The 25004-nt window shown below is 59.8% G+C and carries 26 protein-coding genes; 7 read left to right on the top strand and 19 right to left on the bottom strand.

Annotation, left to right across the window (positions count from 1 at the left end; all coding sequences use genetic code 11):
- Positions 1-2: 2 nt before the first annotated feature.
- Positions 3-1772 carry a GMC family oxidoreductase gene (locus ACQY1P_RS01445; RefSeq protein ID WP_062459814.1) on the top strand — a complete coding sequence of 590 codons (1770 nt, stop codon included), beginning with the start codon at positions 3-5 and terminating at the stop codon, positions 1770-1772.
- Between the two features lie 11 nt (positions 1773-1783).
- Positions 1784-3100, top strand: a complete 1317-nt coding sequence (locus ACQY1P_RS01440) for a c-type cytochrome (protein WP_430253613.1) — start codon at positions 1784-1786, stop codon at positions 3098-3100.
- Between the two features lie 64 nt (positions 3101-3164).
- On the opposite strand, the gene ACQY1P_RS01435 is transcribed toward ACQY1P_RS01440, so the two are convergent.
- From ACQY1P_RS01435 to ACQY1P_RS01420, 4 genes are all read right to left on the bottom strand, one after another.
- Positions 3165-4139 (bottom strand): GGDEF domain-containing protein, encoded by a 975-nt coding sequence (locus ACQY1P_RS01435; RefSeq protein WP_430253611.1) that lies wholly within the window; start codon positions 4137-4139, stop codon positions 3165-3167.
- A 118-nt stretch (positions 4140-4257) separates the two neighbouring features.
- Positions 4258-4563, bottom strand: a complete 306-nt coding sequence (locus ACQY1P_RS01430; protein WP_430245695.1) for a hypothetical protein — start codon at positions 4561-4563, stop codon at positions 4258-4260.
- 39 nt (positions 4564-4602) lie between these two features.
- Positions 4603-6192 (bottom strand): globin-coupled sensor protein, encoded by a 1590-nt coding sequence (locus tag ACQY1P_RS01425; protein WP_092663004.1) that lies wholly within the window; start codon positions 6190-6192, stop codon positions 4603-4605.
- Between the two features lie 520 nt (positions 6193-6712).
- Positions 6713-7057, bottom strand: coding sequence for an ArsR/SmtB family transcription factor (locus ACQY1P_RS01420; RefSeq protein ID WP_062578407.1), 345 nt, complete (start codon positions 7055-7057; stop codon positions 6713-6715).
- 281 nt (positions 7058-7338) lie between these two features.
- Here ACQY1P_RS01420 and fliQ point away from each other — a divergent pair, with 281 nt between their 5' ends.
- Complete coding sequence (gene fliQ / locus ACQY1P_RS01415) at positions 7339-7605, top strand: flagellar biosynthesis protein FliQ (protein WP_062459823.1); 267 nt, start codon at positions 7339-7341, stop codon at positions 7603-7605.
- Positions 7606-7626: 21 nt separating this feature from the next.
- Here fliQ and ACQY1P_RS01410 read toward each other — a convergent pair whose 3' ends face one another.
- Both ACQY1P_RS01410 and ACQY1P_RS01405 read right to left on the bottom strand, forming a co-directional pair.
- Positions 7627-7998: a hypothetical protein gene (locus tag ACQY1P_RS01410; protein WP_062459825.1), complete on the bottom strand. Its 372-nt coding sequence runs from the start codon at positions 7996-7998 to the stop codon at positions 7627-7629.
- Positions 7999-8148: 150 nt separating this feature from the next.
- A complete protein-coding gene (locus ACQY1P_RS01405; RefSeq protein ID WP_174197741.1) occupies positions 8149-9021 on the bottom strand; it encodes an MBL fold metallo-hydrolase in 873 nt (290 codons plus the stop codon).
- A 465-nt stretch (positions 9022-9486) separates the two neighbouring features.
- Here ACQY1P_RS01405 and ACQY1P_RS01400 point away from each other — a divergent pair, with 465 nt between their 5' ends.
- From ACQY1P_RS01400 to arsK, 4 genes are all read left to right on the top strand, one after another.
- Positions 9487-10020 carry a lipocalin family protein gene (locus tag ACQY1P_RS01400; RefSeq protein ID WP_430253609.1) on the top strand — a complete coding sequence of 178 codons (534 nt, stop codon included), beginning with the start codon at positions 9487-9489 and terminating at the stop codon, positions 10018-10020.
- 300 nt (positions 10021-10320) lie between these two features.
- The gene (locus ACQY1P_RS01395; RefSeq protein ID WP_430253607.1) at positions 10321-10653 is read left to right on the top strand and encodes an ArsR/SmtB family transcription factor; all 333 of its coding nucleotides are present in this window, start codon (positions 10321-10323) and stop codon (positions 10651-10653) included.
- A 46-nt stretch (positions 10654-10699) separates the two neighbouring features.
- Positions 10700-11407, top strand: coding sequence for an arsenical resistance protein ArsH (arsH, locus tag ACQY1P_RS01390; RefSeq protein WP_430253605.1), 708 nt, complete (start codon positions 10700-10702; stop codon positions 11405-11407).
- Positions 11404-12624: an arsenite efflux MFS transporter ArsK gene (arsK, locus tag ACQY1P_RS01385; RefSeq protein ID WP_325264973.1), complete on the top strand. Its 1221-nt coding sequence runs from the start codon at positions 11404-11406 to the stop codon at positions 12622-12624. Before arsH ends, arsK begins: the two co-directional genes overlap by 4 nt.
- 46 nt (positions 12625-12670) lie before the next feature.
- On the opposite strand, the gene arsB is transcribed toward arsK, so the two are convergent.
- From arsB to ACQY1P_RS01320, 13 genes are all read right to left on the bottom strand, one after another.
- Entirely contained in the window at positions 12671-13741 is a 1071-nt protein-coding gene (gene arsB, locus ACQY1P_RS01380) for an ACR3 family arsenite efflux transporter (RefSeq protein WP_430253603.1), read from the bottom strand.
- A gap of 84 nt (positions 13742-13825) precedes the next feature.
- Positions 13826-14260: an arsenate reductase (glutaredoxin) gene (gene arsC, locus ACQY1P_RS01375; RefSeq protein WP_113111431.1), complete on the bottom strand. Its 435-nt coding sequence runs from the start codon at positions 14258-14260 to the stop codon at positions 13826-13828.
- Positions 14257-14784 carry an arsenate reductase ArsC gene (locus ACQY1P_RS01370; protein WP_430253601.1) on the bottom strand — a complete coding sequence of 176 codons (528 nt, stop codon included), beginning with the start codon at positions 14782-14784 and terminating at the stop codon, positions 14257-14259. Before ACQY1P_RS01370 ends, arsC begins: the two co-directional genes overlap by 4 nt.
- Positions 14781-15134, bottom strand: coding sequence for an ArsR/SmtB family transcription factor (locus ACQY1P_RS01365; RefSeq protein ID WP_430253599.1), 354 nt, complete (start codon positions 15132-15134; stop codon positions 14781-14783). The genes ACQY1P_RS01370 and ACQY1P_RS01365 overlap by 4 nt, the downstream gene beginning before the upstream one ends.
- Before the next feature lie 97 nt (positions 15135-15231).
- The gene (locus ACQY1P_RS01360) at positions 15232-17733 is read right to left on the bottom strand and encodes an ATP-binding cassette domain-containing protein (protein WP_430253597.1); all 2502 of its coding nucleotides are present in this window, start codon (positions 17731-17733) and stop codon (positions 15232-15234) included.
- Between the two features lie 72 nt (positions 17734-17805).
- Positions 17806-18873 (bottom strand): substrate-binding domain-containing protein, encoded by a 1068-nt coding sequence (locus ACQY1P_RS01355; protein WP_062459847.1) that lies wholly within the window; start codon positions 18871-18873, stop codon positions 17806-17808.
- A gap of 23 nt (positions 18874-18896) precedes the next feature.
- Positions 18897-19892: an ABC transporter permease gene (locus ACQY1P_RS01350; protein WP_430253595.1), complete on the bottom strand. Its 996-nt coding sequence runs from the start codon at positions 19890-19892 to the stop codon at positions 18897-18899.
- On the bottom strand, positions 19889-20125 hold the full coding sequence (locus tag ACQY1P_RS01345) for a hypothetical protein (RefSeq protein WP_430253593.1): 237 nt from the start codon (positions 20123-20125) through the stop codon (positions 19889-19891). Before ACQY1P_RS01345 ends, ACQY1P_RS01350 begins: the two co-directional genes overlap by 4 nt.
- Positions 20126-20401: 276 nt before the next feature.
- Entirely contained in the window at positions 20402-21463 is a 1062-nt protein-coding gene (locus ACQY1P_RS01340; RefSeq protein ID WP_113165359.1) for a ketopantoate reductase family protein, read from the bottom strand.
- Between the two features lie 72 nt (positions 21464-21535).
- Positions 21536-21835 (bottom strand): Dabb family protein, encoded by a 300-nt coding sequence (locus tag ACQY1P_RS01335; protein ID WP_430253591.1) that lies wholly within the window; start codon positions 21833-21835, stop codon positions 21536-21538.
- 143 nt (positions 21836-21978) lie between these two features.
- Positions 21979-23037, bottom strand: a complete 1059-nt coding sequence (locus tag ACQY1P_RS01330; RefSeq protein ID WP_430253589.1) for a maleylacetate reductase — start codon at positions 23035-23037, stop codon at positions 21979-21981.
- Between the two features lie 9 nt (positions 23038-23046).
- Positions 23047-23904: an intradiol ring-cleavage dioxygenase gene (locus tag ACQY1P_RS01325; RefSeq protein ID WP_430253587.1), complete on the bottom strand. Its 858-nt coding sequence runs from the start codon at positions 23902-23904 to the stop codon at positions 23047-23049.
- A 38-nt stretch (positions 23905-23942) separates the two neighbouring features.
- Positions 23943-25001 (bottom strand): SDR family oxidoreductase, encoded by a 1059-nt coding sequence (locus ACQY1P_RS01320; RefSeq protein ID WP_430253585.1) that lies wholly within the window; start codon positions 24999-25001, stop codon positions 23943-23945.
- Between the last annotated feature and the right edge of the window lie 3 nt (positions 25002-25004).

Below are 25004 nucleotides of genomic sequence, written 5' to 3'. Positions count from 1 at the left end.
CGATGGCACGCACTGCAAAGAAGAAGGACGTCGTCATCGTCGGTCTCGGCTGGACCGGCTCGATCCTCGGCATGGAACTCGCCAACGAGGGTCTGGAGATCGTTGCGCTTGAACGCGGCCATGACCAGAACACCGTTCCGGATTTCCAGTACCCGAACATGATCGACGAGCTGAAATACGGCGTTCGTCTCGGCATGATGCAAAAGCCGCGCAATTCGACCCTGACGATCCGTCGCAACGTCGATGAAGCCGCCCTGCCCTATCGCAGCCTCGGCTCGTTCCTGCCGGGTATCGGTGTGGGCGGTGCAGGCACCCACTGGAACGGTCTGAACTGGCGTCCGCAGCTCTCGGAATACCGTCTGCGCTCGCATGTGGAAGAGCGCTGGGGCGCAGGCATCATTCCGGAAGACATGAACCTGCAGGATTACCCCGTCAGCTACGAAGAGCTGGAGCCGTTTTTCGATCGGTTCGAGCATGTCGCGGGGATTTCCGGCAAGGCCGGCAATCTCAATGGCAAGAAAATCGAGGGCGGCAACCCGTTTGAGGCACCGCGCTCGCGCGAATACCCGATGCCGCCTATGCCGGTGACCTGGGACGGAGCCAAATTTGCCGAAGCCGCGAAAGCTGCCGGCTGTCACCCGTTCCCGAGCCCGGGCGGCATTGCCTCGCAGGCCTATGTCAACGAATACGGAATGCAGATGGGCCCTTGCAACCACTGCGGTTTCTGCGAGCGCTACGGCTGCTACAACTATTCGAAATCCTCGCCGCAGACGGCGATCCTCGACGCGTTGAAGCGCAAGCCGAACTTCGAATACCGCACCCACGCGGAAGTGCTGAAAATCGAAATGGCGCCCGACGGCAAAACCGCGACCGGCGTGACCTATTTTGACGAAAAGGCCGGCGAAGAGGTGTTCCAGCCCGCGGATCTGGTAATCCTGGCCGCCTACCAGTTGCACAACGTCCATCTGATGCTGCTCTCGGGCATCGGTCAGCCGTTTGATCCCGCAACGAACGAAGGCGTCACCGGTCGCAGCTATGCCTACCAGATGAACGGCGGCTACACGATGTTCTTCAAGGACGAGGTGTTCAATCCGTTCATCGGTACCGGTGCCAACGGCATGTCGATCGATGATTTCGGCATGGACAATATCGACTTCGGTCGTGAAGGCTTTATCGGCGGCGCCTACTGGCGTGCCGGCCAGTCCAACGGTCAGCCGATCCGCTCCATGGCGCTCCCCGCGGGCACGCCGACCTGGGGTGCCGGCTGGAAGAAGGGCATCGGCGAGTGGTACGGCCACTCGATGTCGATCGGCTCGCACGGTTCACACATGTCCTATCGCGGCAATTATCTCGACCTCGACCCGACCTACAAGGATCGCCACGGTCGTCCGCTGATGCGCATGACGTTTAACTGGCAGCCGAACGACATCCGCATGACCCAGTTCATGAAGTCGAAGATGGAGCCGATCGCCAAGTCGATGAACCCGACCTCAATGCAGGAAGGCTTCAAGAAGGACGGCGCCATGTACGACGTGCGTCCTTACCAGACGACGCACAATGTGGGCGGCACTGTGATGGGAGACAATCCGAAGACCTCGGCAATCAATCGATATCTGCAGGCCTGGGACAAGCACAACATCTTCGTGATGGGCGCCGGCGCCTTCCCGCAGAACACCCAGTACAACCCGACCGGCATGGTCGGCGGCCTGGCCTATTGGGCGGCGCATGCGATCCGGACGCAGTACCTGTCCAATCCGCGGCCACTGGTGTGAGGAGCGCAACGATGAAAACCTTTCTTCGCGTCATTCTCATCCTCGCCGTTCTCGGCGTCGTCGGCCTTCTCGCCTTCATCTTCGTGCCGGTCCAGCGCACTGCCGCGGTTGCCCAGCTCCCGGCTGATTACAAAGCACCGGCAGGCAGTGGCGAATACGCCATGCGGGCCGGTGACTGCATGGCCTGTCACACCGCGGAAGGCGGCGAGCCCTTCGCCGGCGGCCGGCCGATCCACAGCCCGATGGGCACGATCTGGGCCACCAACATCACCCCGGACAAGGAAACCGGCATCGGCAATTACACGCTCGATGATTTCCGCGCGGCGCTCTACGACGGCGTTCGCAACGACGGTGCGCATCTCTACCCGGCCATGCCTTACGAAAACTATCGCAAGCTGACGGAACAGGACATCCAGGCCCTCTACCAGTATTTCATGACCGAGGTGCCTGCAGTTTCCAACAAGGTCGAGGAAACGGCACTGTCCTTCCCGTTCAACCAGCGCTGGGGCATTCGCGCCTGGAACTGGCTGGCGCTGGGCAAGCCGGGCTTTGAACCTGTTTCGCAGGACGAGCAGTTCAACCGTGGTGCCTATCTCGTGCAGGGCGCCGGACACTGCGCCGCCTGCCACAGCCCGCGCAACCTGCTGATGGCACAGGATGGCACCGACGAGAGCAGCGCTGCCTTCCTGACCGGCGGCGAGATCGACGGCTATACGGCACCTGACCTGCGCGGCCCGCAAAGCGCACCGCAGAAATGGTCTACCCAAGAGCTGGCGGCCTATCTTACGACTGCCCGCAACGCGCATTCCACGGCAACCGGCGAGATGATGCTGGTGGTGCGCGATTCGCTGCAATACATGACGCCCGAGGACAATCTGGCGATCGCAACCTACCTCAAGAAGATCGGCAGCACTGGTGGTTCCACGGCACCGGCAACGCCTTCGGCGGCGCCTGAAAAGGCCGAGGTTACCGACACCGAGAAAATGCTGACGGAAGCCAAAGCGGATATGCCGCTCGGTCCCCGCCTCTATCTCGACAATTGCGGTGGCTGCCACTTTGTCAACGGCAAGGGTGCCGCGGAAATCTTCCCGGAGCTTGACGGAAATTCGCTGGTTACCGCGAAGTCTTCAAAGGGCCTGTTGGATGTCATGCTGCACGGAGCGGAACTGCCTTCGACCAAGGACCGTCCCATGCGCGTGCGCATGCAGGGCTATAACGACCGCCTGAACGACGAAGAAGCGGCAGCACTTGCCACCTTCCTGCGCCAGGCCTGGCATAACGACGCTCCGCCGGTCACTGCGGAAGACGTCAAGGCTGTCCGCCGCTAGACCACGACATCAGACCCTGCCGGTTCGTAACCGGCAGGGTCTTTACACGTCGCCATGGGTGGCATCAGCCGCTGGCCGTTGCCAAGGCCTCCGGCGGCCCGAGGATCGCAATACTTCGCCGCGTCAGTTTGGCGTGATACATGCGCCGATCTACGAGAGCTACAAGAGCCGTTCTCGACCACTTGACCTCGCTTGCAAAGCCAAAACCGAGCGCCGCACCGACGCGCAGCGTTTTGCTTCCGATCGTGACGGCGGCCAGCACAGTGTCCATCATCACGGCGAGCCTCTGCTCCTGCATTTCACTGTCTCCCATGTCTGACTGGAACAGGAGGGCAAACTCGTCACCGCCCAGCCGCGAAACGAATTCTCCCGCTCTCAGGGACGACAACAGTCTTTTCCCGATAACCGCAAGCAACTCGTCCCCGACCGGGTGACCGTGCATGTCATTGACGATCTTGAAGCCGTTGAGATCGAAGATTGCGAGCCCGAACTCCTCATGGTTGGCGCGATCTTCGATAAAGTGAGCGATCCGTTGCTCGAACCCAAGACGGTTCGGAAGCCCGGTCAGGCTATCGGTGACGGCCGCAGCTCGCAACGCCTCTTCCTGTCTGATTTGCGCGCTCGTCTGTTCGGTGACATCGGTCAGCGCCTCGAGATCGTAGAGGTCGTTTCCGATCTTGATCCGGCGTGCGGAGATCATCACGGAAATTTCCCGCCCGTCACGATGCCGGATCTTGCCCGACTGCGCGGAGTAATACCCAACCTCGTCAAGGAGTTTGATCCTGGCAACACGGTCTGAGCCATCGACGATCAGGCCGACATCCGTCAGTTTGCGACCAACCAGTGCCGTTTCGTTCATCCCGACGAGGTCCATGTAAGCCTGGTTGACCCGCACATAAACGGAGTTTGGCCCGGCCGTCGAAATGGCATAGGCAAGCGGAGAGATGTGAAACAGCGTCTGCAACATTCCGTCCAGCCCATCTCCGCCTTGTGTCGCACTGGAAAAGAGTGAGGCTGCCGCCCGTTCATCCGAAAGCATCGGCCTAACCCTTATTCACTTTAGGGGATTGCCACAGCAGGACGACCGGTGACGGCAAGAACCGCAGATCCACCCGATATTGCATGTCGCAGGTTCTGTCTGTCATCATTCCCTAGCCTCAACCTCGCCCGATGGAGAGGTTCGCGGGTGAAAAACCTCCAGCTAGTTTTGCGTCCACAATACGAGTCACAAACTCGACGACTTCCGTCATCTCTATCCATTCGGCCCCGGTCGCTTTGGATCCCGACCTATACCCTCGGCGACCCGCAAACCCCGTGAGCATGTTCAGATCGAACTGCGCCGTATTCCCGACGTCCAGGTGCTCGAGATTCCTCCTGACCAAAAGGATCAGTTTATCGAGCGCTTGTGCGGTGGAGAGCCCGGCAGCCAGCAGTGCGAGTGGTATTGCGATCAGCATTTTCACAAAACTACCCTCATGATGTGGCGTACCGGGTCGCCATGCTCAGAATTCCGACCAGCCTTCATTGGCCGCCTTCGACCGCTGTAGTTTGCCAGGAAGCGACTGGATCATTTGTCGCGCAGGCGAAGCTGCAGGCGCATGCGCCCGACCGTTGCTTTGGCCTACCGCGCTTGGCGTCGTTTTGAACCCGGCGACAAGCTCGGAAAGTCTCTCGGCCTCGTTGGAGAGTTTTATCGTCGCCGCAGACGTCTCTTCCACCATGGCAGCGTTTTGCTGCGTGATCGTATCCATGCTGCCCACGGCAGAGTTGATTTCAGCTATCCCAGTCGCCTGTTCGCGCGACGACATGGCAATCGATACCATGTGTTCGTCGATCGTCTGCACCTGTCTGCCGATGCTTCTCAATGCCTTGCCCGTTGTGTTCACAAGATCGACGCCGCGCGCGACATCCTGAGAAGATCTCGAGATGAGATCCTTGATTTCCTTGGCGGCCCGGGCTGAGCGTTGCGCGAGCTCCCGCACCTCCTGCGCCACCACCGCAAAGCCTTTCCCCTGGTCACCGGCACGGGCTGCTTCGACCCCCGCATTGAGTGCGAGGAGGTTCGTCTGGAACGCGATTTCGTCGATGACACTAATGATGTCGTTCATTTGTTTGGATGACTCGACAATGTCGCTCATCGCCTTGACGGCCTGCTCTACGATTTCTCCGGACGTTGCTGCCTCTGTTGCAGACGCCGTTACGACCGCCTGGACTTCTGTCGTCCGGGTTTGAGACTGCCGCGCGATTGAACTGATCTGTTCCAGCGCTGCCGCTGTTTCTTCAAGCGCCGTGGCCTGCCGTTCGGTGCGCTTTGCCATTTCGTCGGTCGCAGTGGCGATTTCGGCCGACTGCGAGAGAACGAAGCCGACCGTGCTTGAGATCTCGGAAAGAGCACCGTTGAGGCTCGATACGGAATCGTTGAAATTATGCTTGAGCCCGTCGAAACTGACCGCGAGGGGCTGTTCCAAGGGCCGGGTCAGATCACCGCCGGAGAGAGATCTCAACGCACTTTCGAGGGCTGAGAGCGCTGTGTCTTGTTCCGCTTTCAGCGTCGCCTGCTCCGCTTCAGCCTTGGCTCTCTCGTCCGCAAGGACGTCGAGATAGACGGAGATCGCATAATCCATGTCCACGAGGGCCGCTTTGACAACCGTCGTTACGTCGTCTCCGATCTTTTGGCGTTTGCCGCGAACCAGAAAACTACCAAGCTCGTTATCGATGACGGCGCGCACGATGTTCTCGATCATCAACGCATAGCCGCCAATGTACCAGCGCGGTTGAAGCCCAAGCCTTGCATGGGCTTTGCCGATCATGGTGACTTCATCAACATAGGCTTCGTCGAACTTTGCCGAGGAAATCGTTTCCCAGTGTCGAGCCTGTCGTCCTTTTGCCTGGGTGATGTGATTTTCACCGGAAAAGTATTTGGAGGTTTCCGGGTGATGACGGACCTTGGCGTAAAACACATCGAGCGCGCTATCGAGCGACCCGTTGATGATGGGCGCCAATGCTGCGAGTGTCCTGCGCTGTGGATCACCAAGACCGGCGAAGTCCAGTCGGTCGTTAAGCGTTGCCTGTGCTGATTTCTGCGTACTCATGTATGTCCCCTGCTGCGGTCCCTTGGTAACAAGGCATGGTTGGTCTGCCCGCTAAAGCGAGTGCGATCTGTTGCTGACGGGAACGCAGTCCATCACCGGCGCGCGTGCTTCGAAGCCATCGCGGGGCAAGCAAGGGGGCTCAAAAACCCAGATGTCTACCGAACAGGTGTTAGACTGTCAGGTGGCGGCTGTTCCTGATCTTCACGGCCATAAAACCCTCATGGGTATGCGGCGCCACGGCGCCTATCTGGCACCACAAATCTAGGATTCAGGGGCTAAAAAACCGTTAATAGTTCGCCCCATGCTATAGTAGCAGAACTTGATTTAAGCAGCGCCATCGTTTGACCGAGGCTATATCTGGCAATCGTCAAGCATAGAGCCAAAAATACGAGTTTTTGCCTTAAAATTCATGCCGCATGTAAGCGCTGCTATGACCGGCAGCGCGCTCATTGCATTCTCAAGACAGCGGTCGATATTGACAGAAGAGAGCTGGGACATCGTCAAGGTCGTTGCGTAGGGTCTAAGCGTAGGCAACCGCCACAGCATCGTGAGTCTCTGCGACGGGACAGAATATGCTTTGCATACAGTCGAGAACCTGCCGGACACCTTCCTCGTGAGAGCGATAGAAAACCGTCTGCGCTTGTCGACGCGCCGAGACGAGGTTCGCGTCTCTGAGAATCTTCAGGTGTTGAGAGAGTGCCGATTGGCTGAGATTCACCGCCTTTGCGAGTGAACGCACGTCGCGCTCCCGATCCTGTACCAGACAGAGGACTTTGAACCGTGCGGGGTGCCCCATAACCTTCAGTAGATCGGCGGCATCGCCCTCATCGAAGGGAAGAACTTCTCCCGACAGACCGATGTCCATAACGCCTCCAACCACCATTGAATAAAATCGCGTATCTTCATGGACCGAACCAAGTCCGGCGCCACATAAGCGAGCAGTAATACAAGCAAGATATGAGCTGCGGTGGCTAAGCATCTCCGCATTACGTCTCTGCTTCAATACGCAAATTGTACGTTATTTTATCGCAGTCCAGACGTTTTACGCATCTTAACAATACTTAACTCTGATAACCGCCGAATCTGTATTAAGGCAGATACGAAACGCGGTCTCGCCGCCCAATATACATTCAATGCTGGTGTGAAATGACAGAAGCAGACGCGTTGGAGATCCTGCGGATCTCTGTCTGGGCAATGCTCCTTGCTTCAGCGCCTGCGGTTTTCACCGCGATGGCAGTCGGCCTGGTTATCAGCCTTGTCCAGGCTCTCACGCAGGTCCAGGAAAGCACGCTGAGCTTTGCGCCAAAAATTGTTGCTGTCTTTGTAGCGCTGGCAGTGGCCGCCCCGTTCATAGGCGGCCAACTCAATCTTCTCGTTGTCGAGATTTTCTCTCATGTGCAGTCGGGTTTCTAGGCCGGCTGCGATCTCAAGAGGTCAGGCGTCTGCAGTCTCTCGCACTTCGTCGAGCAGGAAGAACACGACCACATAGCGGGTCGCATAGGATCGGCCGCCCTCGGCATCGCCTGCGTCCGAACCTCCGTCGGCCGGGTGCCATTGCTGGTAGTGCGGATTGTTGGCGATCAGCGTGATCGCTTTGCCAGTACGGCTACCGCCAAGACGATAGCGTGTTTCCGCCAACGGCCAGACACGTTCGTAATCCTGTTGCGTGAGACGGACCTTAAGAGCATGGCGCGTTACCGTTTCGCCCTGCGAAACATCTCCCTTGCGGGCCACTGGAACCTCCAGCGAAACCTCCTCAGCCCCATCCAGTATGAAGTCAAATTCCTCAGGCCACGTCCGCTTCATGTAATCGCTCCTCCAAGCTATACCGAGGGTTGCCGACGACTGTATCGTCGTCTGCCGAGACAATATGCAAACATTATCCCCTTCTGAAAAGCATCAAACCGCCTACGGCCGCACTATTTCGTGAGGTTGCGCTTGGCGCCGACAAATGTCTTACCAAGCCGCCACAGGGAAAGCGTCGATCGGGATCTTCAGGTACCTCACACCGTTCGCCTCCTTTGGCGGCAGCTCTCCTGCCATCAGATTGACCTGCAGGGCATGCAGCATCAGTTTTGGAAACGGCAACGTTTTGTCACGGCTGATGCGGGACTGGATAAACTCGTCACGCCCTGACCGGAGGTGGATGTTCTGCGCCTTCTGTTGCGCGACGGTGCTCTCCCAGAGCGCTTCCCGCCCGCCATGACGATAATCGTGGCCGGTGAACAGCCGGGTGTCGTCGGGCAAGTTCAGGATTGCCTCGATCGACGACCACAGATCTTCAGCGCTGCCTCCGGGAAAATCGGCGCGGGCCGAACCGCTGTCGGGCATGAACAGCGTGTCGTGGATGAAGGTCGCATCACCGACCAGATACGTGATCGATGCCAGTGTGTGGCCGGGCGAATGCATGACGCGGCCCTCGATCTCACCGATCATGAACCGGTCGCCATCCGAAAACAGCCGGTCCCACTGGGATCCGTCGGTTGGCATCGCCGGCGCATTGTAGATGTCCTTCCATAGCGCCTGGACCTTGACCACGTCGGCGCCGATCGCGGTCGGCGCGCCGGTCTTCGACTTGAGGTATGCTGCTGCGGTGAGATGGTCTGCATGGGGATGCGTGTCGAGGATCCACGCGACGTCCAGTCCCTGCATCTGGATATGTGAAAGGAGCGCATCGGCGTGACGCGTGGCGGTGCTTCCGGATTTCTCGTCGTAGTCGAGAACCGGATCGATGATGGCGCATTTCTTCGTGGCCTTGCAGCTTACGACATACTGGATGCTGCCGCTACGCGCGTCGTAAAAACCAGCGACTTCGGGTTGGGCACTCATGGTGTAAAATCCGGCTTGTCAAACGCCTACACTGGCGCGGCTCTATGATGGTCTGGCCACAGGATGTCCACGAGGCAGGTCTGATCGCAGCAACGCTGTGACAGGGGCAAGACGAGGACATCAAGCGTCACGGCGGCCCCTCCTAAGTCAACCTCTCACGAACGTCAACTCGGAGCCCTTTGCAGCAATCTTGCTTACCAAGCGATAGGGCCAACCCGATAAGCCGCGCCCTTGGATCGAGACCAGCCGAGCAGTTGTTCGCGCGTGGCAACGCGCTTGATTTTGCCCGTCGCAGCCATAGATCCACATCGTTGGCCGGCAAACAAACTGGTTGTGCCTGTGGCGCATGTCTCGGCGACCCTGAATGCGGCTGATGTGTGGTTCCGTTTGGCAACAGCGAGTACTTCCCCGGGGAGTACGGTTGCCTCGAGATCACGCGGGATCGGCAACCGACAGGATGAGCATATGCACAATCTTATCAGACATCTCAGCTTGCACTTAATCACATGCCTTTTCGCGATCGGCGTCGTATCGCAGGCCCTCGCCGCTCCCGATGTCGTCAAAGTCGGGCCGGATCATTACCGGGGGACATGGCTGGAAATCGGGAGGACCCCGATGTTCCTGACCGACGGCTGTGTTGCCGGTTATTCCACCTACCGCAAGGGCAAAACGCCTGACACGGTCATGGTCGAAGACGGTTGTCGTGTCGATACTCCAAACGGTCGCCTCAAGACGATCAATGGGACCGGGAAGATCCAGGATTACGGAACGACGAACGCAACGATGCGCGTCCGCTATCCACTGCTCATCACCTTCACCTACCGCGTGCTCTACAAATCGCCGGATAAATCCTGGTTCATCAGCGCCAACCCGTCGATGTCGGACCTGTGGATCTATTCGCGAACCGTACCATCGAAATCCAAGCTCAACCGCATGGTGCGCAAGGCGAGCGAACTTGGCTACGACGTAAAGAAGCTGGAATTTCCGCCAGCCCGCTAGACCGATCGCAAAGCGTCCGAACGGTTTGGCGTCCACGCGACAGGGCAGCCGTTCGGAACGCGAGCTTCTTTGCGGCTTCGAGCCTTGGTTTTATAAAGCTCGGCCCCTACCCTGCGACCAGCTTGAGAGACCGGATGGAGTTATGGGATCGAGCGTGCGGGCTTCGTCACGCATATTGTTTTCGGCCAATATTTCAATAATCCTTGAAGTCTTGAATAATTGTTGGTCTATAGCCTTTACAGGGCTTTGAAGGCCGGGCAAGCGCCCGCGCCTGGTCACTATTGGACAAGGAATGAACTGGTGAACGAGCGACAGGTCCTTGATGCGTTCGGCGCACTGTCACAGCAGACCCGACTGCAGGTCATTCGCAAGCTCGTCGTCGCCGGCCCGGGCGGACTGGCGGCGGGTATGATTGCCGAAGCTGTGAACGTGTCGCCTTCCAACATTTCCTTTCATCTCAAAGAACTGGAACATGCGGGCCTGATCAGCGCTCAGCGGGAGTCACGCTCCATCGTCTACAGCGCGAATTTCGAGACCCTCAACGGCCTCGCCCATTTCCTGATGGAGAACTGTTGTTCGGGCCAATCTGACGTCGGTTGCGGGCCTACAGAACTCGCCGGGTGTGGGTCATAGGAGCCCCAAATGCGAACGTTTCAATCTCATCCGACGGAGTATCCAAATGGCTGATCTGCCAGCCGCCTCGCTTGATCTCATTTCCCAGCCCGACCTTGAGGCACTTCGACCACCCTATTCGCAGCACAAGCCGCGGATCCTGATCCTCTATGGATCGCTGCGGAAGATTTCGTTCAGCCGTCTTTTGGCGGAAGAGGCAGCACGGCTCCTCGAGCACCTTGGATGCGAGGTGAAGATCTTCAATCCCGAAGGTCTGCCCCTTCCAGATGGCGCACCGGATACGGATCCGAAGGTTCAGGAATTGCGCGCGCTTTCTCTCTGGTCGGAAGGCCATGTCTGGGTCAGCCCGGAGCGGCACGGTGCGATGACCGGCATTATCAAAGCGCAGATCGACTGGATCCCCCTCACGACCGGTTCGGTGCGACCGACGCAGGGCAAGACGCTCGCCGTCATGCAGGTCTCCGGTGGCTCGCAATCCTTCAACGCGGTCAATCAGTTGCGCATTCTCGGTCGCTGGATGCGGATGATCACCATTCCGAACCAGTCGTCGGTTGCCAAGGTATGGCAGGAGTTCGACACGGATGGCCGCATGAAACCCTCGGCCTACTACGATCGCGTCGTCGATGTCTGCGAGGAATTGGTCAAATTCACACTGCTGACCCGCGATGCGTCCGACTACCTGACAGACCGCTATAGCGAGAGGAAGGAAGAGGCCGCAAAGCTCGAACAGCGCGTGGATCTGAAGTCGATATGAGCGAGCGGCCGCCGATCGGCACTATCCTTGCCCTGGGCCTCACCCAGATCATCGGCTATGGAACTCTCTATTACAGCTTCAGCATTCTTGCACCCGATATGGCGCGAGACCTGAACTGGTCGACGGAGTGGATATTTGCCGCACTTTCGGCGGCACTTCTTCTGGGCGGCTTGACCGCTCCCTGGCTCGGCCGGGCCATTGATCATTTTGGCGCAGGACGGGTGATGACGGCCGGATCCGCGATTGCCGCGGCAGCGCTGGTCGCTTGTGCCTATGCGCCGGGCAAGAGCGGCTTCGTCGCCGCTTTGATCGTGATCGAGATCGCCGCCAATCTCGTACAATATGGCGCGGCCTTTGCGCTGCTGGTGCAGGCAAGCCCCCGCACCGCCCAGCGCAGCATCACCTATCTGACCCTCATCGCCGGCTTCGCCTCGACGATCTTCTGGCCCATCACAACGGCTCTGCACGCCCATCTGTCCTGGCAGAATGTCTACCTGGTGTTTGCCGGGCTCAATCTGCTCGTCTGCCTGCCTCTGCACGCCTGGCTGTCCTACGGCCTTGCCCAGGGGAAGTCGCAGAAACAGAACGGCACGGCGCAAGTCGTCGAAGGGTGCCTCAGCCCGGACGTCCGGCAGTTCGGGTTCAAGCTGATGGTGGTGGGGTTCTCTTTGCAATCTCTCGTCAGTGCGGCGATCCTGGTGCATATGGTGCCGCTGCTGTCGGGTCTTGGCCTTGGGGCCACGGCCGCCATTGTCGGCACGCTGTTTGGTCCGTCACAAGTGCTGAGCCGGTTTGCCAATATGGTGCTCGGCGGCAATCTGCCGCCGCTGGCTTTGGCAACGATTGCCGCCACGTTGATCCCCGGGGGTGTATTGATCCTCACCCTCACCGCTCCGTCGGTGACAGGCGCCATGGCGTTTGCCGTTGTCTTCGGTTTGGGCAACGGTCTTTTCAGCATCGTCACCGGCACCCTGCCGCTGATGCTGTTTGGCAGCGCTGGCTACGGCAGGCTGCAGGGCAAGGTCATGGCCGCACGATTGATCCTGTCCGCGACCGCACCGTTTGCGCTGGCGTTTGCCATGGCCCATATCGGCACGCTGTGGTCACTGACCATCACAACAGCGCTCGGGGCCTGTGCGATTGTCGCCTTCGTCGGGATTGCGCGACTGGAGCGCCGCCACAAGTCTGGCGATCATCTCGCGAGCCGTCCGGCCTGAACCAGTACGCTGGGATCCGTGCGTCCTTGGGTGCCCGCTGGGAGCGCTACACGGCCGGGCTTCCTGCCGATTTGGCAAAATATCTGCGGCCCATCCACAGTGCCATCTGTACCAAAAGGATCAGCACAGGAACCTCGACGAGCGGGCCGATGACGGCCGCAAATGCGACCGGGGACGCCAGGCCGAACGCGGCAATGGCAACCGCGATGGCCAGCTCGAAGTTGTTGCCGGCCGCAGTAAAGGCAACCGCTGTCGTGCGCGGATAATCTGTCCCCACCGACCTCGCCATCCAGAAACTGACAAGAAACATGATGAGAAAGTAGATCGTCAGCGGAATGGCGATCATCACCACATCGCCCGGCAGGCGGACCACGTCTCCGCCCTTCAGGCTGAACATGGCGACGATCGTGAACAGAAGGGCGGCCAGGGTCATAGGGCTGATCTTCGGGAGGAAGACATTTTCGTACCAGTCCCTGCCCTTGCTCGCGGTCAGCAAGCGGCGCGACAGATATCCCGCAAGAAACGGAATACCGAGATAGATCAACACCGCTTCCGCAATCGTCCAGAACGAGACGTCAATCACACTGCCTTCAAGACCAAACAGCGGAGGCAGGACGGACAGGAAAAACCACGCATAGACGCTGAAAAACAGGATCTGGAAAATCGAATTGAAGGCAACGAGACCCGCGACATACTGGTTGTCGCCCCGGGCAAGCTGGTTCCAGACGAGAACCATGGCAATGCAGCGTGCGAGACCAATCAGGATGAGGCCGGTCATGTATTCCGGATAGTCCCGCAGGAAGATCACCGCCAGCGCGAACATCAGCACCGGACCGATAATCCAGTTCTGCAGGAGAGAAATCGCCAGAACCCGCTTGTCGGCAAACACCTGAGGGAGTTCCTCAAAGCGCACTTTCGCCAGAGGCGGATACATCATCAGGATGAGGCCGATTGCAATCGGAATATTGGTGGTGCCGACGGACAGGCTGTCGAGCGCTGCGGGCAGGCCGGTAATGACAGTTCCGAGCAGCACACCCAGTGCCATGGCGGCAAAAATCCAGACGGTCAGATAGCGGTCGAGGAACGACAGACGCAGTGTTGGTTCTTCGGGACGCATTTGCGACCTCCTTGGCAGATAGACATCGTCCGCAGCCTTGCCATGAAGACTGGGGCCGCACGGGTTCGGCTTAAATGGCGTGCGTCAGACGACGCGACGACCGGCCTGATCGACGACGACTTCGCCATCTTCCTTGGCAAACGCAGCCTGCTGGCCAGCTGGAAGAATATCCAACACCGCTTCCGATGGTCGGCACAGCCTGACACCGGCAGGCGTGACGACGATTGGACGGTTGATCAGGATGGGATGGTCCATCATGGCATCGACCAGTTGCTCATCGGACAAGGAAGGGTCGCCCAAACCGAGTTCGGAAAATGGCGTTCCCTTTTCGCGAAGAAGATCGCGCACTGAAATTCCCATCCGGTCGATCAACTGCTTAAGCAGCGCGCGCGCTGGCGGGGTTTTGAGATACTCGACCACATGGGGTTCGATGCCGGCGTTGCGGATCATCGCAAGCGTGTTGCGCGAGGTCCCGCAGTCCGGGTTGTGGTAGATGACGATATCGATAGGGTTAGTCATGCGACGTCAGGCCTTTTGTTTGTCGATCCTTCGAGCTGACCGATTTCCTGAAGCCTGGCGGTCAAGCTTATCCTTTCGAGGCTTTGCAAAGGCAGCGCGGCGAAAGCCGCAATACGCAGCTTCATGTAGCGTAGCGCTGTGGTGAAGGCGATGCGCTTTTCCGCGTCGGTCCCCTCCACCGCAGCAGGATCCTCGATACCCCAATGGGCGGTCATCGGTTTTCCCGGCCAGACCGGGCAGGATTCGCCAGCAGCGTTGTCGCAGACCGTAAAGATAAAATCTAATTGCGGAGCCTCGGCACCCGCAAACTCGTCCCAACTTTTTGACCGAAGTCCCTCCGTGGGAAACTTGTGGCCAACAAGCACATCGAGCGCCATTGGGTTGACGTTGCCTTTAGGCTGGCTTCCCGCCGAGTAGGCATTGAATTTCCCAGCGCCAATTTTTCGCAAAACACTTTCCGCGAGGATCGATCTCGCAGAGTTGCCGGTGCACAGAAACAGGACGTTGAATGTCTTGTCGGTCATGAGAGCGCCTTTTCCGGAGGGCAGCACGGGGTGAGTTCCGTAATCAGCGGCGCGCAGAGCTCTGCGTTTCCGCCACAGCAGTCCTTGAGAAGGAAGAGTACCAGTTCCCGTAACGTCTCCATCTCCACACGGTAGGTAACGACGCGGCTTTGGCGCTGCGAAGAAACAAGACCCGCGCGTGACAAGATGTTGAGATGCGCAGACATCGTGTTTTGCGGCACCGCGAGCGCGCGCGCTATGTCACCTGCGGGCAGTCCATCCGGTTCATGCCTGACAAGCAGGCGAAAAGCTTCGAGCCGGGTTGGCTGAGCAAGCGCCGCAAGGGCGAGAATAGCGACTTCTGATTCCATATATCCAGAATACTGGATTTATGGAATCAGTCAAGATGCGCGTTCCGGGTCGTCTTCTCACGATCGACGGCAGGTACTCCTGTTCAGAACCAGGAGGTCAGTGCGATTTCCGCCGGCCAGCGCTTGCGTAGATCAACGCTGCCACCACAACCAGCAATCCCTGGAAGAGATACTGGTAGGTCTGGGTCAGCCCCAGGAATGTCACCGCGTTCAGCACTTCGGTCAGAAGCACGGCTCCGAGAAGGGTTCCGATGAAGGTTCCCCGCCCGCCCGAAAGGCTCGTTCCGCCCAGAACGACTGCGGTGATGCTGGCCAGCGTGTAGTTCACGCCCTGGCGCGGGTCACCGACACCGATCTGCGTCATCAGCATGATGGCACCGACAGCGGTCAGCAGCGAACAGGCGATATAGCCGCCGATGAAGGTGAGTTCGACAGGAATGCCGGCCCGGCGCGCAGATTGTTCGTCGGATCCGACCGCCCGCAAACGCCAGCCTGCACGTGTCCGGCGCAACAGCGTTTCGGCGCCGACCGCTGCAACAACCAGTACCAGAAAGGCGACCGGGAAAGGACCCAATTGCCAGTTGACCCAGTCGGTGACCGTCGCGCTGATATAGCCATCCGGATTGTCGCGCAGCAGGAAGCTGCAGCCCTGGATGGCGATATACATCGCAAGCGTCGCGGCAATCGGGGTGAAATTCGCAAAGCGGATCAGCACTCCGTTGATAGCCCCGGTCACCAAGGCGGCGGCAAACATCAGGAGGAAGCCGACCGCCATCATCGCAGTGGAATTGTCGTCGGTAATGAAGAATGACGCGACCACGACCAGAAATCCGGCGAGAGGACCGACCGAAAGATCGATCCCGCCCATCAGCAGCGCCACTGTCTGGCCCATCGCAATAAAGCCGAGTGCGGTCGCCAAAAGCAGGATGTTGTAGATGTTGTAGACCGAGAAGAAGTTCTCGTTCTGGCCATAGACATAGAGCCCAAGGAGCACGGTCACGATGGCAAGCGGGACCGCCGGAGCATTGTCCGACCGCAGCAGGTCGCGCCATCGGCTGCCGGTACTCGGCTGTGCCACCGTCGAACTGCTGTCGCCATGCGTCTGCGCTCCAACGGCCGCAGCGACTATTCGTTCTTCGGTGACGTCGTCACCTTCGAGGATCTCGACCACATGCCCGCGCGACAGCACGACGACCTTGTCGCACAGCCCTTCGAGCTCCACGGCATCGGAGGAGTTCACCACAACCGGCGTCCCTGCCTCCGAGACTTCGCGCAGAATTCGGTAGATTTCAAACCGGGCTCCGACATCCACCCCTTGCGTCGGTTCGTCCGCAATGATCAGTCCCGGCTCGGACAAAAGTGCGCGGGCCATGACCACTTTTTGCTGGTTGCCGCCCGACAGCGCAAAAATCGGCGCTTCGATCCCGGGCGTCTTGACCGCCAGCTCACGGAAGATCGCGCCGACCTGCGCCAGTTCCTTCTTGCGGCTCATCACGCCACCGACCGCGAACTTCTCAAGCGCGGAATAGGTTGCGTTTTCCCGAACGGTCAAACTACCGGCGACACCTTCGACGTGGCGATCCGACGGCATGAAGGCCGCCTCATGGAGGAGTTCCGGTTGGGCGAGTGCGCGCCCGCGTAAGACGATCTGCCCCTCGGCACGCCTCAGCCCTGCAAGAACCCGCATCAGTTCCGGCTGACCGTTGCCGGCGACACCGGCGATCCCAACGATCTGCCCGCGCGGCACGTCGAAGCTGATGTTCTTCAGGTCCCTGTTGGTGATGCCCACCACGGACAGACCGGTCTCCGTATCGGCCGTTGACGCTTTCGGCGGGAATGCCGATTCCAGAGTACGCCCGACGATCAGCCCGACCAGATCGGAATCGCTGATCTCGCCGATGACGGCGGAGCCGCGCACGCGACCATCCCGAAGCACGGTGACCCGATCGGCGATCTGGCGAAGTTCGGCCAGGCGATGGGTGATGTAGATGACCGATGTGCCAGCGGCCGCAACCTCTCGGATGCGGGCAAACAGCATGTCGGTCGAATCCTGGTCGAGCGAGGCAGTGGGTTCGTCCAGGATCAGCACCTTCGGCTCAAGCGCCAGCGCCTTGGCGATCTCCAGCAAATGCTTCTGCGCAACCGTCAGACCGTCGGCGCGCATGCCAAGCGGGAGATGCAGGCCGACCTTGGCAAGCACGCGCCGGCCCACATCGTCGGGCTTTGCGCCCGCAAACACCGAGGCTGGCAAGGCCACGCGCAGGTTTTCCAGGATCGACAGATCGTCCAGAATGGCAGGATGCTGGAAGCAGATGCCAATCCCGTGGGACTTGGCGATTTCCGGGGTCATTTGCTGTACGGCGCGGCCTTCGAAGTGAATCTCTCCCTCGGTCGGCTGCAGCGTTCCGGAAATGATGTTCATCAGGGTCGATTTGCCGGCGCCGTTCTCGCCGAGAAGGGCATGCACTTCGCCGGCCCGGAATTCCACACTGACATCGGCCAGTGCCGCGACAACCGAGAAATATTTCGAGATGCCCGAAAGGCGGATCACCACATCCCGAGCGTCCAGCGCCACGTCTTGACTGTTTCGTGCCAACATTATTTGCAATCCGTCCTGGTGACAGAGCCCCGGAAGGTAAACCCTCCGGGGTCAGCGATGCGTGAGTTTCAGTTACTGGCCGACGGCCTTTGCCTGGTCTTCCGGCTTCAGCGCCGAGGACATGTAGATGGCGCCCGGCAGATCCTTGCGGCACTGAACGGCATTGGGCTTGCCCGATACGGAATCCTCGTAGGCAGGCGCCTCGAAGATCTGCTCCTTCGGCTTTTCGCCGCCGGTTGCAAGCGCGACGGCCCACTGCACGGCCAACCGGACATTGTCGTTACCGGTGGCGACGGTGAACAGCTTGAAGTCCGGGTTGCTGGCGTGGTTGTCCTGCCAGAAGCAGCCGAGCGAGTTGCCGTCTGACGTAGCCAGTGCCGGGATCGATTTGCCCTGCTTGGTGAAGGCCGGCAGAGCACCGACCAGCGACGGGCCGAAGTCGGAGACGATGACGTCGATCTTGGCGTTCTTGGCGATTTCGGCGGTCAGCACCTTTTGCGTCAGCGCCGGATCCCAGTTCGTGACGGCGAAAGGCGCCTGATTGACGAAGACATACTCAGGCCCGAGCACGCTCTTCAGCCCTTTCAGCTCATCCAGACCCTGGCTGTTGCCGGCAGGACCGCTGAGGAACAGGACATTGCCGCCCTTTGGAAGCACACCCTTGATCCATTTGCCCCAGGTGACGCCGTCGTTTTCGAAGGACGAGCCGATGAACTTCGAATAATTCATGCCTTCCTTGCCGCCAACAGCGACGCGGTAGGGCACAATGATCTTTCCGGCCTTGAAGACGCTGGTGATGGCCGGCAGCATGGCCGGGCCGGCGTCGCCAAAGACGACCAGCGCATCGACGCCCTTGGCGGCCATACCCTTGATGTCGGAGATTGCCTTCTGGGTGTCGCCCTGGCCGTCGGCATACTCATACTTGGTGATACTGGGGCACAGTTCGACGGTCTGCTTGCCGGATGCCGTCGTCACCTGGCGCCAGCTGTTGCCGCCGTAGCCGTCGAGAAGGGCGAGCGTCGCCTTCTTGGGCCCGCACCAGGACGGTGTCTCCGCCTTTGCCAGACCCGCACCTCCCAATGCGATGACCGCAGTCGCAACCGAGACTGCCAGGCCCTTCTTCAAATTTGCGTAGTTCATGTCTGCTCCTCCACTTGTTATTGTTAGGTTGTTTTTCTGACTTTCCCGCTCCACCGGAGCGAGTAGACGCCGATGCCGAAACCGAGGGCCAAAGCCTGGATGATGGTTTGTGCTGAATAGGGCACACCGACCGACAGCGCGAACTGGCTCAGCTGGTTGAGGAAGAAGGCCGCCAGCACCGTCGAGATGGGAAATCCGCGCCCGCCGAGCAGCGACGTGCCTCCCAGCACGACGACGGCAACCGACGGCAGCAGCAGGCTATCGCCTTGGAAGGCCGTGGGTTCGCGGGTGATGCCGGCAATCAGGACGCCGGCCAGGCAATAGAACAGCTGGGCATAGACATAGGCCATCATCTGATAGGAGCGCACGCGCAGGCCTGCGGCCTCTCCGGCAGCAGGGCTTGCGCCGATCGCCTCGAACCGCCGGCCGCCCACGGTCTTTTTCAGCATGAAAGAGACCAGCGCGGTCGCGCCGAGGGCGAAGAAGACGGCATTGGGCAGGCCGAAGGTCTCGCCGCCGGCAATATTTGCAAGCAGGTCCGTCGTGACCGACGGCACCCCGCCCGACATGGCAAAGACGGTCGCATAAAGCAGTGCGTTGGTGCCAATCGTCGCAATGATCGAGTTCAGGCGGAAGATGCTGACGAGCGCGCCATTGAGAAAGCCGATCGTCAGATTGAAGGCCAGCGCCAGCAGCACCGCCTGATACAGCAATCCGTCATTTTGCTGCGGGTAATGGGTCGAGACCACGACGGCGAGAGAGACGGCACCGGGAAGCGAGAGGTCAAAGCCGCCCTGCTGAACCACCATCAACTGGCCGAGGCCGACAATGGCAATGATCGCCGCAAACGGAAGACTGCCTGACAGGGCACCCCAGGATACGCTTGAGGGCGCAAAGACTAGGCAGGCGATCAAAAGGACCATGGTTGAGAAGACCACGGTCACGAAACTCCGCGTCAGCTTCATCCGGCCTGGGGCATAGCTGTCCGCCCGTGTGGGGATTGTTGAGACTGCACTCACCGGTCGGCTCCTTTTGATGATCGCACCTCACCCGAGGCGATGGCCGGGCGGCGCAAGCCGATCTCTTCGGCGGCGCCGGACGCCGCCTTGAAGTCTGCAAAGAGACACGTCGGTTTGTCAGCAAAATCAGGCATCGCGTCCTCCTCCCAGAGCCGGTTATGGTTCATACCTGGAGGAAGCAATCTGCTGGACAGATCCTTAGCATCGTCGGCCTCAGCCTCAAGCTTCGGCAAGCCTGTAGCTGGCTCCGAACCGCTGCGCGGTCAGAACTTCACAAGGCACGATGATTTGCGGATTGCCCAAATTCTTGCTCCTCCAAGAATTTGTCACTCTGACCGGTCAGCATCTCTTGCTAAAACAAGTACGCAATCCGGCGCTTCAAATACGTCAGGAAATTCTCTCCTCCGAACTCCTTCCGATCAACTGTATGTATTTTGAAGACTACGAAAACCCTGAAAATATCCGCTTTGGATAAGTGTATTCGAGACGGGAAACATATCAGTGCACCCTCAGCCCGCCGGGATGCTGGCCGCATAGGTTTCGATCAGCAAAGCGGCGTTTTCTGGTTTCGCCTCAAGCGTGTTCGCCTCGATCTCATAGGCCAGATCTACGACCCGCTGATTGATCGGGGCCGTCCGGCCATGCGCTTTCAGCGTGTCGATGACCCAGCCGTTGACCTCCTGGATCTCGGCCCGCCGGCCCTTCCGCCAGTCCTGCAGTGAGGTCGTGAGCGTATCGGCTTGCGAGAAGACGGTGAGCACCTCCTCGAAGATCTGATCGACGTAGCGTTCCGGATGGTTGGTGGTGACCGGTGGCATGCCGATGATCGGGACAATCTTTGCGCCATCGGCAATCGCCGCCTGCATGGCCTCATATCCGGCAGCTCGCATCACCTCTAGCATTCCCGGGCTGCGGGCTGCATCGCCGAGCGGCAGGTTGACGATGGCAGACGGAATAAGTTCGGCGGCGTTGACGACGAGCTTCATCCATTTGGCGGAGCGGATATCATCCGTCACCTCGACGGTCCCGGTGCAGCGCAGCAGGTCGGCCACCGACTCCACCCTCTCCTGGGTCTGCGGGTCTAGGGCGCCGAGCGCAAACCAGGAGGTATCGTGGTCGTTCTGCCGGTTGGTGACGCCGGGTACGAACATGTTGGAAGCGATTTCGATGACGGCGCCGATAGTCCGCTGCCGCCCGACGATGGCCGCAATGTCCTCGTGGGTCATGCCGTTTTGGAGGCCGATGACCAAGCCGTCCTTGGCCAGCACCGGCTCGATCAGTTGGGTCGCCCATTTCGTGTCGTAGGCTTTGACCACCAGGAAGACGAGATCAAACGGCTCCTTGATCTCCGCGACTTCGCAGAGATGCAAGGCCTTGACCCTGGCGTTGATCGTCCGGGTCGGCAGATTGACGGTGATCCCATTTTCCCGGATCGCGTTCACATGGTCGGGCCATTGCTCGATGAAGGTCACGTCATGACCGGCGAGAACGAAGTCCGCTCCGATCGATGCGCCCTGTGCGCCGGTTCCGAGAAAAGCAATTCTCGGCGTCTTGCTGGAATGGGAAGTCATGCGATGGTCTCCTAGAAAGGCATGAAGGCGGGGCCGCGCCGCGCTTATCGCGCGGTCAGGCGACACGTGTGGTCAGCAGATATAATCGACCTGATGGCGGGCGATCCGGATGCCCTCGAGCTCGGCCCGCACCTTCGCGTGCGCCGGATGGTCCGCGTAAAGCTTGAGAGCGGCTTCGTCGTCGAACTCGGAGTAGAGAACTACGTCGCAGGCATAGGAGATGCGGCTGATGTCCAACCCCACCTCAATTGTACTCAAACCGGGGATCTGTCCTTTGAGGCCTTCGAATTTGGTCTTGATCAGACGCGCAGAGACGAGTTTTTCCTCGGGCGTCTCGCCGCGCACGTTCCACATGACGATGTGCCTGATCATGGCTTGTCTTTTCGCTCGGATGAGCCGTCGTCCACGACGTGGGCGGCGCCCAGTTCACGAAGCCAATCCGATATCACCTGCCAGTAATCACTAAGCCACTTGCTCATCGCTACCTCCTCCCAAGGGCCGTTCATTATAAGACGTTATTCTGGTCGCTGGCCCTCGTAAGCCCCGGCCAAAAGCTGGCGCAAACCATCCTTTTCCAGCACTCGCGGGTTCCAATAGGCATTGGCCATAGCCTGCTCGACGGCAGGATCGATGCCGTCGTCCGGCATTCCCATAGTTTTAAGAGCCATCGAAGCCCCCAGTCCTTGAGCCAGATCAAACAGCCCCGTTGCCGAATCCTTTGCACCGAGCGCCTGCGCAATACGCGCCATGGCTTCCGGCGCGGCCGGTGCGTTATAAGCGACCGCATGCGGCAGAAGTGCCGTATGCATGGGGGCGTGCGGCAGGTTGAACATGCCGCCGAGCGTGTGGCAAAGCTTGTGGTGCAACGCCATGCCGACGGATCCAAGGCACACGCCACAGAGCCAGGCCCCATAGAGCGCGTCCGCCCTGGCATCCGGATCATCCGGGCGACGGGCAATGATGGGGAGCGCGCGGGCAATCGCGGCAATCCCCTGCTCCGCCATCAGCGAAACAATCGGGTTGGCCTCGCGGGCATAAAGCGCTTCCACCGCATGCGCCACGGCATTGATGCCGCTTGTCACCGACATGGCAACCGGCAGGGTGAGAGTGAGGTCGACGTCGTAGACGATGACCTCGGGAAGGATGCGCGGGTCGGATTTCGTCACCTTACGGCCATTCTCCGTCTCACCCAGAATGGGAGTCGCTTCAGACCCGGCATAGGTCGTCGGCACGACGATCTGCGGAAGGTCGGTGCGAAAGGCGATCGCTTTACCAAGCCCAGTCGTGGACCCGCCGCCGATCGACAGAACCGCATTGGCCCCGAGCCGCTCGACCTCACGCAAAGCATCGGCCGTCACGTCGACCGGCGTATGCATCTGCGCCTTGGAATACAGCCCGGCAAAGCGCGAGCCCAGAACCTCTGCAATCCCCTGCGCCTGGTCTGCCTGTTCGGGCGTTGAAAGCACCAGCACCCGATCGGCCGACAATCGCTCGGCCTCTTCCGCCAGGCGAGAGATCGTTCCACGCCCGAAAATCACGCGGGCCGGATTTCCATTATAGATGAAATTGTCCAAGCCTGGCTCCTATCTTGACTGGTCAGGTCGCACGAGGATGAAATCGAACTCCGAACGCCACAGCGTGTCGCCGTCTTCAAGGCGGTCGAACGGTGCGACGAGGGTCGATTTGACGCCAAACACCGCGTCGGATTCGAGATACGCATCACCACCGACAAACGTATGCGTCACCAGCTTCTGATAGCCTTCGGCTCGCACCATGTAGTGCATGTGAGCCGGGCGATATGGGTGCCGTCCCAGATGCGCGAGCATCTCTCCCACAGGACCGTCGTCGGGAATGGGGTAGGACACCGGCTTGATGCCGATGAAGCTGTAATGTCCGTCGGCCTCCGTGACGAATACGCCGCGATTGTTCCATTTCGGCTGAATGTCGGGCTGCTGGACGTCATAGTAGCCGTCGGCATTGTCGGACCACACGTCGATCCGCGCCCCCTCGATCGGCTTGCCCTCGAGATCGAGCACACGGCCGAGGAACAGGCAGCTCTCGCCCTTCCCGTCCAGACAGATCTGCGCGCCCATCTCCCTCACCGGGGCGCCTTCGACATGGAACGGCCCAAACACGGTGTTTTCCGTTGCACCCTCGGGCCGACGGTTGTTGATCGCATCCACCAGCATCGACAGACCGAGCGTATCGGACAGAAGAATGAACTCCTGCCGCTCCTGCGTGCAGATCTGGCCGGTGCGGGTGAGAAACCCGATCGCCGTCTCCCACTCATCCTGCGTCAGTTGGACCTCCCGGGCAAAGTCATGCAGATGCTTCACAAGGCTCGCCATCACTTGCGCAAGACGCGGATCAACGTCAGAGCCCATGCGCGCATTGACGGTGTCGACCGAGTTCGTCTCCGTAAAGTAACCGATGTCCGCCATGGCCTGTCGATCTCCTTGCTGGTCGCGTGGTCCTGTCATCACGGAATGATCCGGTCGGCGCGCAGGCGATCGAAGGCGTCCGTGAAGGATTCCGTCGTGTCCTGGTAGGCAAGGAAACCGGCCTTGCGGCTGCGGGCCATGTCGTTGAACGTCTCCACCTGCCGGCCAAGGTCGGCGTCCGTGTGCCAGAAAGAGGCGACGCGCGAGAGCGCATTTTCCTTGAGGCCGTGCTTCTTCACGAGCGCATCCCAGATGGGCGCGGCATCGGCCATCTTCGTCTCGAGCGGCTGAGGAGAGCCCGGATAGTCCGCAGCTTCGATGCCGAAATAGGCAGCGATGCGCGGCCAGAGCCACTTCCAGCGGAAGACATCGCCATTGACCACGTTGAACGCCGTGTTGGCTGCGGCCGGCGTCGTCGACGCCCAGGCCAGTTGATTGGCGAGGATGCGCGCATCGGTGACGTCGGTTGCCGCCTGCCATTGCTCGGAGGATCCCGGAAACACGAAGGGCATGCCGGTTTCCTTGCAGATGGAGGCATAGACGCCGAGCGTGGCCGCCATGTTCATCGCATTACCGACCGCATAGCCGATCAGCGTGTGCGGCCGATGCACCGACCAGGTGAACCCTTCGCGGGCTGCCGCCGCAAAGACCTCGTCTTCCTGCACATAGTAGAAGTTCTGGTTGGGAAGGCGCTCCTGCTCTTCGCGGAACGGCGTCTGCGGCGCGACTTTCGCATAGTTCTCGAAAGGCCCAAGATAATGCTTGGTGCCGGTAACGAGGGCGACATGGTTCACACCTCGGCCACGCAGGGCATCGAGAACGTTGCGGACCATCGCACCATTCACCTTGCAGTTCTCGTCTTCCGTCTCCTGCCGCGACCAGGCGGTGATGAAGACATGGGTAGGCCGGATACCCTCGAGGGCGGCAGCGACGGAGGCAGCGTCGGTGAGGTCGCAGGACAGGGTCCGGACGGCGGCAATCGGGCTTTGCGACCGGGACAGACCGGAAATCTCCCAGCCGCCTTGGGCCAGCAGGTATTCGGCAAGATTGCTGCCGGCAATGCCGGTCGCACCGACAATGAGAGCGTGATGTGTCATGTT

The sequence above is a fragment of the Neorhizobium sp. DAR64872/K0K18 genome, from assembly GCF_050500175.1.
GTDB lineage: Bacteria > Pseudomonadota > Alphaproteobacteria > Rhizobiales > Rhizobiaceae > Neorhizobium > Neorhizobium soli.
Note: the sequence above shows the minus strand (reverse complement) of the source record. Positions and strands in the feature narration are given on the sequence as shown.

What these genes read in the sequence shown, in the direction of transcription:
- arsC (WP_113111431.1), bottom strand. Translation starts at nt 14,260, where the DNA reads ATGACTAACCCTATCGATATCGTCATCTACCACAACCCGGACTGCGGG.
- ACQY1P_RS01420 (WP_062578407.1), bottom strand. Translation starts at nt 7,057, where the DNA reads ATGGACATCGGTCTGTCGGGAGAAGTTCTTCCCTTCGATGAGGGCGAT.
- ACQY1P_RS01325 (WP_430253587.1), bottom strand. Translation starts at nt 23,904, where the DNA reads ATGGCGGACATCGGTTACTTTACGGAGACGAACTCGGTCGACACCGTC.
- ACQY1P_RS01360 (WP_430253597.1), bottom strand. Translation starts at nt 17,733, where the DNA reads ATGTTGGCACGAAACAGTCAAGACGTGGCGCTGGACGCTCGGGATGTG.
- ACQY1P_RS01405 (WP_174197741.1), bottom strand. Translation starts at nt 9,021, where the DNA reads ATGAGTGCCCAACCCGAAGTCGCTGGTTTTTACGACGCGCGTAGCGGC.
- ACQY1P_RS01400 (WP_430253609.1), top strand. Translation starts at nt 9,487, where the DNA reads ATGCACAATCTTATCAGACATCTCAGCTTGCACTTAATCACATGCCTT.
- ACQY1P_RS01435 (WP_430253611.1), bottom strand. Translation starts at nt 4,139, where the DNA reads ATGCTTTCGGATGAACGGGCGGCAGCCTCACTCTTTTCCAGTGCGACA.
- ACQY1P_RS01340 (WP_113165359.1), bottom strand. Translation starts at nt 21,463, where the DNA reads ATGACTTCCCATTCCAGCAAGACGCCGAGAATTGCTTTTCTCGGAACC.
- ACQY1P_RS01320 (WP_430253585.1), bottom strand. Translation starts at nt 25,001, where the DNA reads ATGACACATCACGCTCTCATTGTCGGTGCGACCGGCATTGCCGGCAGC.
- ACQY1P_RS01440 (WP_430253613.1), top strand. Translation starts at nt 1,784, where the DNA reads ATGAAAACCTTTCTTCGCGTCATTCTCATCCTCGCCGTTCTCGGCGTC.
- arsH (WP_430253605.1), top strand. Translation starts at nt 10,700, where the DNA reads ATGGCTGATCTGCCAGCCGCCTCGCTTGATCTCATTTCCCAGCCCGAC.
- ACQY1P_RS01425 (WP_092663004.1), bottom strand. Translation starts at nt 6,192, where the DNA reads ATGAGTACGCAGAAATCAGCACAGGCAACGCTTAACGACCGACTGGAC.
- ACQY1P_RS01335 (WP_430253591.1), bottom strand. Translation starts at nt 21,835, where the DNA reads ATGATCAGGCACATCGTCATGTGGAACGTGCGCGGCGAGACGCCCGAG.
- ACQY1P_RS01410 (WP_062459825.1), bottom strand. Translation starts at nt 7,998, where the DNA reads ATGAAGCGGACGTGGCCTGAGGAATTTGACTTCATACTGGATGGGGCT.
- arsB (WP_430253603.1), bottom strand. Translation starts at nt 13,741, where the DNA reads ATGCGTCCCGAAGAACCAACACTGCGTCTGTCGTTCCTCGACCGCTAT.
- arsK (WP_325264973.1), top strand. Translation starts at nt 11,404, where the DNA reads ATGAGCGAGCGGCCGCCGATCGGCACTATCCTTGCCCTGGGCCTCACC.
- ACQY1P_RS01365 (WP_430253599.1), bottom strand. Translation starts at nt 15,134, where the DNA reads ATGGAATCAGAAGTCGCTATTCTCGCCCTTGCGGCGCTTGCTCAGCCA.
- fliQ (WP_062459823.1), top strand. Translation starts at nt 7,339, where the DNA reads ATGACAGAAGCAGACGCGTTGGAGATCCTGCGGATCTCTGTCTGGGCA.
- ACQY1P_RS01355 (WP_062459847.1), bottom strand. Translation starts at nt 18,873, where the DNA reads ATGAACTACGCAAATTTGAAGAAGGGCCTGGCAGTCTCGGTTGCGACT.
- ACQY1P_RS01370 (WP_430253601.1), bottom strand. Translation starts at nt 14,784, where the DNA reads ATGACCGACAAGACATTCAACGTCCTGTTTCTGTGCACCGGCAACTCT.
- ACQY1P_RS01445 (WP_062459814.1), top strand. Translation starts at nt 3, where the DNA reads ATGGCACGCACTGCAAAGAAGAAGGACGTCGTCATCGTCGGTCTCGGC.